Origin of the sequence: Streptomyces sp. WP-1 (assembly GCF_030450125.1) — a bacterium.
In the GTDB taxonomy this organism is placed as follows: Bacteria; Actinomycetota; Actinomycetes; order Streptomycetales; family Streptomycetaceae; genus Streptomyces; species Streptomyces incarnatus.
Map to the genome: position 1 here is coordinate 163,577 of NZ_CP123923.1, position 12,877 is coordinate 176,453.

At 72.7% G+C, this 12,877-nt stretch carries 11 protein-coding genes; 3 read left to right on the forward strand and 8 right to left on the reverse strand.

The genetic code is table 11. The annotated features are described in order from the left end of the window. Window positions 1–32 precede the first annotated feature (32 nt). Window positions 33–461 carry an SRPBCC family protein gene (locus tag QHG49_RS00715; protein WP_145489369.1) on the reverse strand — a complete coding sequence of 143 codons (429 nt, stop codon included), beginning with the start codon at window positions 459–461 and terminating at the stop codon, window positions 33–35. A gap of 184 nt (window positions 462–645) precedes the next feature. Between QHG49_RS00715 and QHG49_RS00720 the strand changes: the two genes are divergently transcribed. Continuing rightward, on the forward strand, window positions 646–1,236 hold the full coding sequence (locus QHG49_RS00720; protein ID WP_145489367.1) for a sigma-70 family RNA polymerase sigma factor: 591 nt from the start codon (window positions 646–648) through the stop codon (window positions 1,234–1,236). Continuing rightward, entirely contained in the window at window positions 1,233–1,982 is a 750-nt protein-coding gene (locus QHG49_RS00725; protein ID WP_145489365.1) for an anti-sigma factor domain-containing protein, read from the forward strand. Before QHG49_RS00720 ends, QHG49_RS00725 begins: the two co-directional genes overlap by 4 nt. 129 nt (window positions 1,983–2,111) lie before the next feature. Here QHG49_RS00725 and QHG49_RS00730 read toward each other — a convergent pair whose 3' ends face one another. From QHG49_RS00730 to QHG49_RS00760, 7 genes are all read right to left on the reverse strand, one after another. Further along, window positions 2,112–2,921 carry a DUF1295 domain-containing protein gene (locus QHG49_RS00730; protein ID WP_301486783.1) on the reverse strand — a complete coding sequence of 270 codons (810 nt, stop codon included), beginning with the start codon at window positions 2,919–2,921 and terminating at the stop codon, window positions 2,112–2,114. Then, window positions 2,918–4,234 (reverse strand): cyclopropane-fatty-acyl-phospholipid synthase family protein, encoded by a 1,317-nt coding sequence (locus tag QHG49_RS00735; RefSeq protein ID WP_301486786.1) that lies wholly within the window; start codon window positions 4,232–4,234, stop codon window positions 2,918–2,920. Before QHG49_RS00735 ends, QHG49_RS00730 begins: the two co-directional genes overlap by 4 nt. After that, window positions 4,231–5,505, reverse strand: coding sequence for a cyclopropane-fatty-acyl-phospholipid synthase family protein (locus QHG49_RS00740; RefSeq protein ID WP_301486788.1), 1,275 nt, complete (start codon window positions 5,503–5,505; stop codon window positions 4,231–4,233). Before QHG49_RS00740 ends, QHG49_RS00735 begins: the two co-directional genes overlap by 4 nt. Next, a complete protein-coding gene (locus tag QHG49_RS00745; RefSeq protein ID WP_159697650.1) occupies window positions 5,502–6,251 on the reverse strand; it encodes a DUF1365 domain-containing protein in 750 nt (249 codons plus the stop codon). The genes QHG49_RS00740 and QHG49_RS00745 overlap by 4 nt, the downstream gene beginning before the upstream one ends. Beyond that, entirely contained in the window at window positions 6,248–7,558 is a 1,311-nt protein-coding gene (locus tag QHG49_RS00750) for an NAD(P)/FAD-dependent oxidoreductase (RefSeq protein ID WP_301486792.1), read from the reverse strand. Before QHG49_RS00750 ends, QHG49_RS00745 begins: the two co-directional genes overlap by 4 nt. 207 nt (window positions 7,559–7,765) lie before the next feature. Next, window positions 7,766–8,407, reverse strand: a complete 642-nt coding sequence (locus QHG49_RS00755; protein WP_159697654.1) for a fasciclin domain-containing protein — start codon at window positions 8,405–8,407, stop codon at window positions 7,766–7,768. A gap of 99 nt (window positions 8,408–8,506) precedes the next feature. Next, window positions 8,507–10,138, reverse strand: coding sequence for a molybdopterin-dependent oxidoreductase (locus QHG49_RS00760; protein WP_301486795.1), 1,632 nt, complete (start codon window positions 10,136–10,138; stop codon window positions 8,507–8,509). Window positions 10,139–11,855: 1,717 nt separating this feature from the next. On the opposite strand from QHG49_RS00760, the gene QHG49_RS00765 reads away from it, so the two are divergent. Continuing rightward, window positions 11,856–12,785 (forward strand): CapA family protein, encoded by a 930-nt coding sequence (locus QHG49_RS00765; RefSeq protein ID WP_301486797.1) that lies wholly within the window; start codon window positions 11,856–11,858, stop codon window positions 12,783–12,785. Window positions 12,786–12,877 lie beyond the last annotated feature (92 nt).

A 12,877-nucleotide genomic window follows, 5' to 3' on the forward strand; every position in this document is an offset into this window, starting at 1 on the left:
ATCTTTCGGCTACGACTGGATTACCTGGAGTATCACAAGGCTCCGGCTGTCGTCTCGGCCAGCTTCTGGAATTCACCGAGATCGTAGTTGGCGAGCGCCGAATCGAGATTGGTCAGTGCGCCGAGATGCTCGATGAATCCCTTCGGGTCGTACTCGATCTGCAAGGTGACACGACTGGTCGTATCACTCAGGCGATGGAAGGTGACCACTCCCGCGTGCTCGACGCCGTTCACCGTGTGCCAGGCGATACGGTCTTCCGGGATCACCTCGGTCAGCTCCGCGATGAAGGCCTTGTCGGCTCCCGGCAGCTCCAGTTGCCAGCCGAAGCGCCGCTCGTCCAGCTTGTCCACCCTGGCCACGTGACTCAGGAACTCCGGCCACCGGGCCACATCGCTCCACAGCGCCCAGGCAACGGAAACGGGAGCCTGGAGATCAACGGTTTCCACCAACGACGCGGACAATTGACGCCTCCTCAGTTCTCAGGGTTGTGATCCACCGCGTACCCCTTCAAGGACCGCTCATACGGCCCGTGGCACAGCGGACGGAGGTGCGCTGTCGCCCACACTTCTCCTCGGGAGCAATCCGCAGCCCGCGTGGCCCCGGATTACAGGTGATGTTCGGTGACGGCCACGGGAGAGAACCACGGTGAAAGAACCAGTTCCAGTACATATCGGCACGAACCCCTCCGCGAAACCCGATCTGCAGCGCCTGCTGCACGAGGTGGCGCTGGGGGACCAGGAGGCTTTCGCGGCGGTCTATGACACCGTCGCCGGATCCGTTCTCGGGGTCGTCCGGGCGGTTCTGCGCGATCAGGCGCAGTCGGAGGAGGTGGCGCAGGACGTGCTGGTGGAGGTGTGGCGCACGGCCCCGCGCTACCAGCCCGAGCGCGGCAGTGCCGTCAACTGGATCCTCACCCTCGCCCACCGGCGGGCCGTGGACCGGGTCCGGTCGGTGGAGGCGGCCGCGGCCCGTGACACCAAGGCCGCGCTTCTCGATCATCAGCCCGCGTACGACGAGGTGACCGAGCAGGTGGAGAGCCGGCTGGAGCAGGAGCAGGTGCGGCGCTGTCTGCGCACCCTGACCGATCTCCAGCGCCAGTCGGTCACCCTGGCCTACTACCGTGGTCTGACCTACCGTGAGGTCGCCGAGGCACTCGCGTTGCCGCTCGGCACGGTGAAGACCCGCCTGCGCGACGGACTCATCCGGCTCCGCGACTGCCTGGGGGTGACGGCATGACCACGACCGATCCGCACGCCCTGACCGGTGCCTACGCGGTGCACGCGCTGGAGGACGAGGAGCGTGCCGCCTTCGAGCATCATCTGGCCGACTGCGCCGCCTGCGCGCAGGAGGTCGCGGAGTTCACGGCCACGGCCGGGCGCCTGGCCCTGGCCGCCACGGTGCGCACGCGCCCCGGCATGCGGGAACAGGTCCTCACGCGCATCACCACCGTGCGGCAGGTGCCGCCCGGCGCGGCGCCCTCGGAGCGGGTACGCCGCGGTGTACGGCGTGGACGGCGCCTGACCCGATGGGCGCTGGCCGCCAGTGTGGCCGCCGCTGCCGCGTTCGGCGGGACCGCCGCCTGGCAGTACGAGCGTGCCCGGGACGCCCGGCATCAGGCGGCCGAGTCCGAACGGCACGCCGAGGAGATCGCGGGGGTGCTGGCCGCACCGGACGCGAAGACGCGTTCGGCGCGGGTGGCGGGCGGTACGGGCACCGTGGTGGTCTCGGCCCGACGTGACCGGGCGGTGTTCGTGACCTCGGGCATGGCCGAGCCTCCCCGGGGCAAGGTCTACCAGCTGTGGTTCGCCGTCGGCGGGACGATGCGTTCGGCCGGGCTCATGAGTCCTGACCGCGCCAGTCAGACCGTGCTGATGCGGGGCGGCGTGGACGGGGCCTCGGGCGTCGGAATCACCGTGGAGCCGGCCGGTGGCTCGGCGCGGCCGACCAGTGCGCCCATCGGACTGCTGGCGCTCCCGTCCTGAACCCGCGACACGCGCGTCCGCTTTCCCGACTCTCCAGGGACCGGCGCGTGCGGACGCCAGCCGCCATCTGAGAGGGCGGGAAGATGGCCCCCGGCACCGGTTCGCCGGTGCCGGGGGCTGTGCTGTCGGTCAACGGCGGTCGCGGGGCGGGCGGGGGAAGAAGCCGCTCGTGCGCGCCGCGTACTCGGCCCAGCCCGGCCTGCCCGCCATGCGCTGCTCCAGCAGCCGCTTCCCGCTGCCCTTGATCAGCAGCAGGCTCATGACCAGGGGCGAGACGAGGGACACGGCGGCGGGGGCGGCTCCGCCGTCGCAGGCGACGAGGAACAGCCCCCACCAGACACAGAAGTCCCCGAAGTAGTTCGGGTGCCGGGTCAGCCGCCACAGGCCCCGGTCCATGATCCGGCCCCGGTTGGCCGGGTCGGCCTTGAACCGGGCCAACTGCGCGTCCCCGACGGCCTCGAAGAACATCCCGACGCCCCAGAGGGCCGTACCGGTCCAGGCCGGGCCGGACAGCGGTCCGGGCGCGTACGCCGCCGCCTGCACCGGCAGCGAGACCAGCCAGACCAGTCCGGCCTGCAACAGGTAGATCGTCCGCAGCGCGTACAGCGCGCGGCCGCGCGGCGCGCGTGACAGCAGGTCCTCGTAGCGGGGGTCCTCGCCGTGGCCGCGGCCCCGGTAGGCGATGTGCACCGCCAGCCGCAGCCCCCATACGGCCGTGAGCAGCGCGACGAGGGCGCGCCGGCCCCCGTCGCCGGTGCCCGCCGACAGGCCGTAGGTCAGCAGCGCGACCGCGGCGAAGGCGGCTCCCCAGGCGCTGTCGACGATCCGGTGCACGCCCTTGCGCAGGGCGAGCAGGAACGTGGCGAGCAGGACCGCGAGGGCGCACCCCGCCGCCCAGCCGAGGTTCACCGCGTAGGCGCCCCACGGAAAGGCGCTCACGTCGCCCCCAGGTTCCGGTACCAGTCGGCGGTCTCGGCGGCCGTCAGACCGCTGTCGCCGTCGGTGGTGGGCCGGACGCACAGGATCTGGTCCACGCCCATGCGGCGCTCCCGGAAGGCCAGGGCCCCGCCGACCAGGTACAGCCGCCACACCCGGGCCGTCTCCTCGCCGACCAGGCGCACCACGTCGTGCCGGCGCTCTTCCAGCCTGCGGTGCCAGGCGTCGACGGTGCGCGCGTAGTGCTCGCGCAGCGACTCCACCGAGCACACCTCCAGCCCGGCCGTCTCCAGGAGCCCGACGGTCTCCCCGATCGGCCGCATGTGCATGTCGGGGGCGATGTACGCCTCGATGAACGCGCCGCCGCCCGGTGCGCGGGTGCCCCGGGACATCTGCTGGACCAGGACGCGTCCGCGCGGGCGGACCAGCCGGTGCAGGGCGGCGGCGAAGGCGGGGTACTCGTCGTCCCCGACGTGTTCGCCCATCTCGATGGTGGCGACGGCGTCGTAGGCGGAGCCGGTGATGTCCCGGTAGTCCTGGCACACCACGTCGACCCGGTGCCCCAGCCGCCGTTCCCGTACCTGCTCGCGGACGTACGCGGCTTGTTCCCGGGCCAGGGTGACGGCGGTGACCTGCGCCTTGTGCACTTCGGCCGCGTACAAGGCGAGCGAGCCCCAGCCGCAGCCGATGTCGAGCAGGCGGCCGCCGGGCACGAGGCCGAGCTTGCGGCAGACCAGTTCCAGTTTGGCGCGCTGCGCGTCGGCCGAGCCGATCGGGGGCTCCGTATCGGGCCAGTAGCCGCAGGAGTAGGCCATGGTGTCGTCGAGCAGGAGGCGGTAGAAGTCGTTGGACAGGTCGTAGTGGTGGCTGATCGCGGCCCGGTCCCGGGCCTTGCTGTGCAGGCCGCCGCGCAGCCGGGCCTGGGTGGCGGGGGCGGGCGGGCGCGGGCCGAGGGCGCCGAGTCGCAGAGCCTCGCCGATCATGCGCGCCCGGTCGGCCGCCGAGGGCGTCGGCGTGTGCAGGCCGCGCTCCCGTACGGCGGTCCACATGGCACGGAGCCCCTCGGCCAGATCGCCCTCGACGTCGAGTTCGCCGGTGACATACGCCTGGGCGAGGCCGAGTTCGCCGGGCTGCCACAGCAGGCGGCGCAGCGCGCGCCGGGAGCGTACGACGACCACGGGGGCGTCCGCGGGGCCGGTCGAGCTGCCGTCCCAGGCGCGCAGCCGCACGGGCAGCGGGCCGCCGAGCGTGTCCTCCGCGAGGGCGGCGAGCCGTTGCGCGGCCCCGGTGCGGACCGGGGTGCGGGTGGTGGTCATCGGGCCGGGTCCTCCTTGGTGAACAGGTACTGCTGGACATCGAGGTATCCGGAGCGGAAACCCGCCTCGGAATAGGCCAGGTAGAAGGTCCACAAGCGGCGGAAGGTCTCGTCGAAGCCGAGTGCGGCGACGTCGTCGGCACGGTCCGTGAACCGCTCCCGCCACAGGCGCAGCGTCTCGGCGTAGTGCGCGCCGAAGCCGTCCCGCGCGGCGAAGGCGAGACCCGTGTGGTCGCGGACCGTCTCCTCGACGGCCGTCGTCGAGGGGATGAGGCCGCCGGGGAAGACGTACTTCTGGATCCAGGTGTACGTGTCGCGGCCGGCCAGCATCCGCTCGTGCGGCATGGTGATCGCCTGGAGGGCCAGCCGGCCGCCGGGTGCCAGGCGTTCGTCGAGGGTCCGGAAGTAGAGGGGCCAGAACTCCGCGCCGACGGCCTCGATCATCTCCACGCTGACGACGGCGTCGTAGGTGCCGTGCGCGTCGCGGTAGTCGCACAGTTCGATCGAGACGCGGTCGTCGTACCCGGCCTCGCGTACCCGTCGCAGTGCCAGTTCGCGTTGCTCCCGGGACAGGGTGAGCGAGGTGACGTGCGCGCCGCGGGCGGCGGCCCGCAGCGCCAGTTCGCCCCAGCCGGTGCCGATCTCCAGCAGCCGGGTGCCCTCGCGCACCTCGGCCAGGTCCAGCAGCCGGTCGGTCTTGCGCCGCTGGGCGGCCGCCAGCAGCGAGCGGTCGGCGGGGAAGCCGCGGAACACGGCCGAGGAATAGCTGAGCGTCTCGTCGAGGAACGTCGCGAACAGGTCGTTGGACAGGTCGTAGTGGCGGCTGATGTTGGTACGCGACCCGTCGGGGGTGTTGCGTTGCGCGTGAGGTTGGCGCTGCGCCCACAGGCCGCGCAGCCGTTGCAGGCCGGGCGGGATCAGGTCGGCCGAGTGGGCGGCGAGGACCGTGAGCGCGCCGACCAGGTCCGGGGCGTCCCACTCCCCCGCCAGGTAGGACTCGCCGAACCCGATCAGCCCGCTGGTGCCGATGCGGGAGTGGAACGCCTTCCGGTCGTACACCGCTATCAGTGGTCCGCCCAGGCCGAGGATGGTGCCGTCGGCGAACCGTACGCGCAGGGGCAGTTGCCGCAGGGCGCGTTCCAGTACGGCCGCGGTGACGGCCCGTACCGGCCAGGACGCCCCCGGTACGGCGGCCACGTCGGGCCAGCGTCCGGCGTCGACGGGGGTGGTCCGGGGGTGGCGGGTGGCGGGGCGGTCTTCGATCGTGGTCATGGCGCACTCTCCGGGGTACGGCGGCCCGGGCGCGGCTGCACCGGCAGGCCGCGCAGGAACAGGCGGACACCGTGGAAGCGGATGGCGGCCGACACCAGGAGCGTCGGCCAGGGGTGGCACAGGGTCAGGCGCAGCAGTTCCGGGACCGTCGCGGGGCGGCGGGTGCCGCGGACTGCGGCCGTGAAGGGCGGGGTGCCGGGCCGGTGCAGTCGTATCGACAGGTGCAGCAGCTCACCGGGCGGCGGGAGCCGCATCTCGTAGTGGCCGTCGACCGGGTGGAACGGTGACACGTAGAAGTCCTTGGCGACCGCGGCGGTTCCGGTCGTGTCGGTGTGCAGCAGGTAGGCGTGGCGCCCGCCGTAGGTGTTGTGGACCTCGGCCACCACGCAGCGCATGGTGCCGTCGGGGCCGTAACACCAGTACAGGGTCAGGGGGTTGAAGACGTGTCCGAGGATCCGGGGGTGCGCGAGCATCAGCACCCGGCCGCCGCGCAGGTCGATGCCGTGCTCGTCCAGGAAGCCGTCGAGGGCGGCCCTGATCGACGGGGCTCGTCCGGTGAAGTGGTCACGGGCGGTGAAGCGGGCGAACGGCCGCAGTGGGAGGGGCAGTTCGGGAAGGTGGTCGGGGTCGACCAGCCACAGGTAGGTGCGGTGCCGCAGGAGGTAGCGCTGTGGTGCGCGGCGCTGGTGGGTGATCACGCACGGGTACAGGGCGGCTGCCGGTGGCCCGGCGGACGCGGTGGTCACCACCTCACCCCCAGGGCGGCGGCGGCCTCGGCGCCCGAACGGCAGCCGTCCTCGTGGAACCCCCAGCCGTGGTAGGCGCCCGCGAACGCGGTGACGGCCGTGTTCAGTTCGGGCAGCCGGTGCTGTGCGGCGACCGACTCGGGTGTGTACACGGGATGTTCGTAGGTCATACGGGCCAACACCCGGTCGGAGTCGACGCGTTCCTGGCCGCCGAGGGTGACGACGTACGTCACCGGGGCGTCGAGTCGCTGGAGCCGGTTCATGTCGTAGCTCACCCGCACCCGGTCGGCGCCGGCCCGGCAGTGGGGCATCAGGTAGTTCCAGGAGGCGCGGGCCCCGCTCGACCTCGGGAGCAGCGAGGTGTCGGTGTGCAGCAGGGTGGTGTTGCGCAAGTAGCGGAAGGCGCCGAGGACGTCCTTCTCGACCGGGGTCGCGTCGCCGAGCAGCCGTAGTGCCTGTTCGGGGTGGGTGGCGACGACGAGGTGGTCGTAGGAGGCGGTGCTTCCGTCGGCCGCAGTCACCGCCACGCCGTCGGCGTGCCGCAGCACGGACCGTACCGGGGTGCCGGCGCGGACCTCGTGCAGGGCGGCGGCGATCCGTGCGACGTACGTGCCGGAGCCGCCCGTGACGGTACGCCACACCGGTGATCCGCTCACCGAGAGCATGCCGTGGTGGGCGAGGAACCGGAACAGGTGGGCGGCCGGGTGGCGCAGGGCCGTCTGCGCGTCGCAGGACCACACGGCGGACACCACCGGCGTCATGAAGTGGGCTCGGAAGTACGGCGAGAAGCCCGCCGCGTCGAGGAACTCCCCCAGGGTGAGCGTGTCGTCGGCGCCCCGCTCCAGCAGGCCGCGGGCGGCCCGGTGCAAGCGCGGCACCTCGGCCAGCATCCGCAGGTACGGCACGCGCAGGGCGTTGCGCGGCTGGGCCAGCAGTCCGCGAAGGCCGCGGGCCCCGGCGTACTCCAGTCCGCAGCCCTCGCACCGCACGGACATGCTCATCTCCGACTCCTGTGTGGTGACGCCGAGTTCGGAGAAGAGGCGCAGCAGGTTCGGGTAGGTGCGGTGGTTGTGCACGATGAAACCGGAGTCGACGCGGTACGCGCGCCCGTCCGGCGCGGTCAGGTCGTGTGTGTGGGCGTGGCCGCCCAGTCGGTCGTCGGCCTCGTAGAGGGTGACGTGGTGGGCGCGGGCCAGGATGTGCGCGGCGGTCAGCCCCGCGACGCCGCTGCCGATGACGGCCGTACGGCGCGGACCGCCGGCGCCGGTTGCCGCTGCGCTCGGCGCCGCGTGGGACGGTCGTTCCATGGTGTGGTCTGCCTCCCCTTCGGGTGAAGAACTCCTCGGGGCCGGTGCGCGGGCGTCGTCGCTCGCGCACCGGCCCGGGAGCAGGGCACCGGCCGCGCCCTGCCGGTCGGGCGGCAGGCGGGTGCCCTGGTACAAGGGGACGCGCGGCGGCGGGTCGCTCCCGTCGAGGCGACCCGGTCGGGCGCGCGTCCCCGGTCTGCGGTGGTGTCAGCTCTTCGGCATGAGGACGGTGTCGATGATGTAGACGTTGGCGTTGGCGGTCTGGACGTTGCCGCAGACGACCTTGGCGGAGCCGTCGACCATGTAGGACTCGCCCGAGCCGGTGGTCGTCACCTTCGACTTCTCCAGCGTGTCGAAGGAGCCGTTCACCAGGTCCTTCGGCGTGAGCTTCTGGCCGACGACGTGGTAGGTGAGGATCTTCGTCAGCTGCGCCTTGTCGTTGAGGACCTTGTCCAGGGTGGCCTTCGGGATCTTGGCGAAGGCGTCGTTGGTGGGCGCGAACACGGTGATGTTCTGGGCGTTGTTGAGGGTGTCGACCAGACCGGCCTTCTTCACCGCCGTCACGAGGGTGGACAGGGCCGGGTTGTTGGAGGCGGCGGTGGCCACCGGGTCCTTGGCCATGCCGTTGAAGGAGCCGGCACCGTTCTTCGGCACGGACGAACAGGCCGGGCCGAACGGCTGGTCCATCGTGCTCATGTCGTTGCCGCCCGTGGTGGCCGAGGCCGAGGCCCGGTCGGAGGAGTCGGACTTGCCCGAGTCGCTGCCGCTGCCGGAGCAGGCGGTCAGGACCAGGGGGAGCACGGCGGCGGCGGTGAGGAGACCGGCGGTACGGCGGATACGGGTGTTCATCATCTTCTCCTGGTGAAAGGCACAGCGCTCTGCTGCGTCCGGGGTGTTGCGGGAAGGTGGTCCGGGGCGGGCCGCAGGCCCTTGTCGTGGGGCGAGTGGTCAGTCGACGGTCACGACGACGGAGTGCCATCCGCTGGCGCCGTCGGGGATCGTGCGGGTCCGTCTGTCGGTCTGCACGGTGCCGGTGCGGTCGGTGGCGCGGACGGTGAGGGTGTGGCCGCCTTTGGCCGCCTGCCAGGGCAGCGACCACTGGCGCCATGTGTCGCGGGTGTACTCGGCGGCCAGGTGGGCTTCCTGCCAGGGGCCGTCGTCGATGCGGACCTCGACCTTGTCGACGCCCCGGTGCTGGGCCCAGGCGACCCCGGCGATCATGACCGTGCCGGTCTTGGGCCGGGCGAACGGCTTGGGGGTGTCGATACGGGACTCGGTCCTGATCGGGGCCCGGCGGGCCCAGCCGCGCCTGACCCAGTAGGGGTCGTAGGAATCGAAGGTGGTGAGTTCGATGTCCTCGATCCATTTGCAGGCGGACACGAAGCCGTACAGGCCGGGGACGACCATGCGGACCGGGAAGCCGTGTGCGAAGGGCAGGGGCTCGCCGTTCATGCCGAGGGCGAGCATCGCGTCCCGGCCGTCCATCAGGTCCTCGACGGGGCTGCCGATCGTCATGCCGTCCACCGAGCGGGCCACCAGCTGGTCCGCGCGGCCGCCCCGGGACGGGGGTGCCACCCCGCACTCGGCGAGGAGGTCGGCCAGTCGGACGCCGATCCAGCGGGCGTTGCCCACGTACGGGCCGCCCACTTCGTTCGACACGCACGTCAAGGTGATGTCCCGCTCGATCAGTTCCCTGCGCAGCAGGTCGTCCAGGGAGTAGGCGGCCGGACGGCGTACGCCCTTGCCGTGGACGCGCATCCGCCAGGCGGTCGCGTCGACCTTGGGCACCACCAGTGCGGTGTCCACCCGGTAGAAGTCCTGGTTCGGGGTGACGAAGGGGCTGATCCCGGCGACCCGCAGCCCGGCCCTCTTCGGTACCGGGGGCGCCGGTGAGCCGGGGAGAGGGAGCACGACCCTCGCGCGCGAGGCGACCGCGTTCCGGCCGCTGGAGCCGTTCAGTGACCGGCCGGCGGCGCCCACCACGGCGGAAGCGGCCGCTGCGGACGCCGCCGCGAGGACGAACCCCCGCCGGTCCCATGCCTCGGGCGCAGGCGCACCACCTGCCGTCTCCTCGCTCACGGCGCCGGAGTCCGACAACGTCGATCGAGCGGGCGCGGTGAGGCGCCCCGCCAGGCCGTACAGGAGCAGAGCCCCGGCTACGGCCCCCGCGACGGAGGGCAGCGCGTCGGCGATGCCGATGGAGTCGGGACGGTTGAGGGCGGCGGCCGCACCGACGGCTCCGAAGAGAAGGACCCCGGCGGACCCGACCCGCCGCAACCGCACCGCCAGCGCGCCCAACGCCAGCGCCGACACCGCGAGCACGGCCAGGATGCCGAGTTGCAGCACGAGTTTGTCGTCGGTGCCGAAGTGGCGGATCGTCCAGTCCTTGACCGGCGCGGGCGTCGCGTCGATGGACGCGCCGCCCACCACGACGACCGGACCGGACTGCGGACGTACCGCCGCCGCGACCAGTTCGGCCACCGCCAGCGCGCTGAAGCCGGCCAGCGCCCCGCTCAGCGCGCCCAGCGCCAGACGCGGCAGGCCCGGCCGGCCTCGTTGATCCTTCTCTTCGTCCCTCACGCGGGGAATCCGGTTCTGGCCGCCCCGCCGGATTGGTCCGCGACCTGATCGGGTGAAAAAAGATCGCGGACCAATCCGGCGCGTGTTCCGCAACGGATCAGTGGGCTGGGCGCCGACGGGTACGCCGTCCCGGCCCAGGGGGTGGACTCGGTGTCGCCCTGGGGCCGTCGGAGCCGTGCCTGCCATGGCGGCCATGACGAAAACGCAGGTGGGAGCGGCCGAAAGGCTCCTGCGAGAGATGGTTGACGGAGCGTCACCTGGGAGCGGACGTGGGCCGTTGGCGCGGGCTGCACGACGCGCTCGCCGGGCACCGGGGCACTCTGCCCGAGTTGCTTGCCGCGCCGCCGGTGCCGCCGGTGTCCGACGACACGCTCCGGGCTCCCGCGCCCCGCAGTGTCCACCGCGCGCTCGGCCCGCTCCTGGAGCACGCCGGGCCGCAGCATGCCACCGCCGCGTCGACCGCCCTGCCCGAGCGGATGACGACGGACGTGCTCGCCGGTGGGCCGCTGCCGGGGGCCGCTCTCCTCACCGCCGTTGTCGACCGGCGTCCACAGCCGCCTCGGAGGGGCTGGCCTGGGCCGAGTCGGTGGAGCGCACGGTCTGGAGCCGTCCCGGCGGCGAGCCCGGGGACGTCCATCAGCGGCACCGCCGGCCGGGCCCCCGAGGAGGCGATCAAGCTTCTGGAGCGCGGTGACCATTTGTGGGCCTGGCCTGCGGGCACGCTGCTCTGCCTCGCGGACACCGAGGCGGTCGACGCCGTACTCCCCCGGCTCGGCCTCGACGGGTCCAGGCGTCGGCCGACCTCGCTGCGGTCGTCCGTGCCCGGCTCGACCGTGAAACGGCGCCGGACAAGCTCGTCCGGAAGCTGCGGAGTGCCCGGAGCGGCTCGCACGCACGTGATCTTGTCGCCTCCCTGGCGCCCGGCGAGCCCGTGGACTGGGCCGCCCACGCGCAGGAACCACTCCCCCACCGGCAGGACATCGTCCGCTAGGACGGTGCCTCCGATGAGGTACGGCTGCGGCATGCGGCGCTGGTGCCCGAACCGGGCCCCGACGGCCTGGCCGGCAGCACGCGGCTCACCCGGGAGCGGGCCCGGCACGCTCTGGGCGGCCGGTTCCGCTGAGCGCCGTCCACCCAGCTGGACGGCCTGCTCACGGCGGGGCTCCTCGGCGGCGCGGACCTGGTGCGCCTCGCGGCTCCGGCCGGGCTGCCGCTCGGCTGCCTGGGCAGCGCCGCACGGCGTACGGACGCACCGCCGGAGGCCGCCGAGGCCCGTAGCGTCCTCGCGGACCTCGTGCGCTCCGAACTCGGCACGGACCCCGGTGGCCCGGCACCGGGGGGCCGGGCGGCTGGCCGGACTCGATCCCGAGTGGGGTCCGGTGTCGACGGCGGAAGCGCTGCTCGCCGAAAGGTGTGAAACACGCCGGTGGCCCTGCGTGAAGGGTGGAGGCCTGCTTCGTAGCATGATCCGGTGATCATGTCCGGCGGGCAATGTCGTCAGCAGCGGTGGTCGCGGCAGAGGTCGGCGTGTCGTCACCTGCTCGCCCTCTGTCTGCTCGGGGCCGGTGCGGTGGTTCTCGCGGCGTGCGCGTTCCGTGGCGGCTCCGGGAATTCGGCTGCCACCGGGACGGCCCGGCCCCCCGCGCGGCCGGCCGGGACCCCGGCGTCCGGTGCGCCGGCGGCGCCGCTCCCCCGAGGGGTCGTACACATCGCCGCCGTGGGGGACGTCGTCATGGGCACGCTGCCGGACAGCCTGCCGCCGGACGACGGCGCCTCGTTCTTCGACCCCGTCGACGACCTGCTCACCGGGGATGTGGTGCTCGGGAACCTGGAAGGCACGCTCACCACCGGTGGCTCCAGCAAGTGCGAGTACATCGACGGCCCGAACTGCTTCGCGTTCCACGCCCCGCCGTCCTACGGCCACCGGCTCGCACAGGCCGGGTTCACGGTCATGAACACGGCGAACAATCACATCGACGACTTCGGGGCGGAGGGGCGGCGCGAGACGTTCGCGGCGCTGCGTTCCGCGCGGGTGCGGTTCACCGGGCGGCTCGGCCAGATCACCGTCCAGCGGGTGCGCGGCATCAGGGTCGCGCTGATCGGGTTCGCCCCCGACCGCGGGGCGAACGACCTGACCGACATCCCCGCCGCGCGGCGGCTCACCGCCCGCGCCGCGGCGATGGCGGACGTCGTGATCGTCACGATGCACGCCGGTGCGGAGGGTTCGGACCGCACCCACGTAGAACCCGGCACCGAGTACTTCCTCGGCGAGAACCGGGGCGACAGCTACCGCTTCAGCCACGCCGTGATCGACGCCGGGGCGGACCTCGTCGTGGGCAGCGGCCCGCACGTGATGCGCGGAATGGAGTTCTACAAGGGGCGGCTGATCGCCTACAGCCTGGGCAACTTCACCGGCTACAAGGTGCTCGGTCTCGGCGGCAACCTCTCCACCAGCGGCGTCCTTCAGGTCGACCTCCGCGCCGACGGCACCTATGTGTCCGGGCAGCTGCGCCCGACCCGGATCGTGCCGCCCGGCACACCGGAGCCGGGCGGCGAGGCGATCGACCTCGTCTCCGGGGTGTCGGAGGAGGACTTCGGCCCGCACGCCGCCCGCATCTCGGCGGAGGGGACGATCCGGCGGCCGTAGCCCCGCACGGCCCGCGTCACTCTCCTGCCTCACCTGAGTCATCAACGCGGCCGGCGAGGGTATGCGAAAGGCTCCCCGTCGTTCGTAACGAA

Excerpts from the sequence above, each read along its gene's own strand:
- QHG49_RS00725 (WP_145489365.1), top strand. The coding sequence starts at position 1,233 with ATGACCACGACCGATCCGCACGCCCTGACCGGTGCCTACGCGGTGCAC.
- QHG49_RS00735 (WP_301486786.1), bottom strand. The coding sequence starts at position 4,234 with ATGACCACCACCCGCACCCCGGTCCGCACCGGGGCCGCGCAACGGCTC.
- QHG49_RS00740 (WP_301486788.1), bottom strand. The coding sequence starts at position 5,505 with ATGACCACGATCGAAGACCGCCCCGCCACCCGCCACCCCCGGACCACC.
- QHG49_RS00750 (WP_301486792.1), bottom strand. The coding sequence starts at position 7,558 with ATGGAACGACCGTCCCACGCGGCGCCGAGCGCAGCGGCAACCGGCGCC.
- QHG49_RS00755 (WP_159697654.1), bottom strand. The coding sequence starts at position 8,407 with ATGAACACCCGTATCCGCCGTACCGCCGGTCTCCTCACCGCCGCCGCC.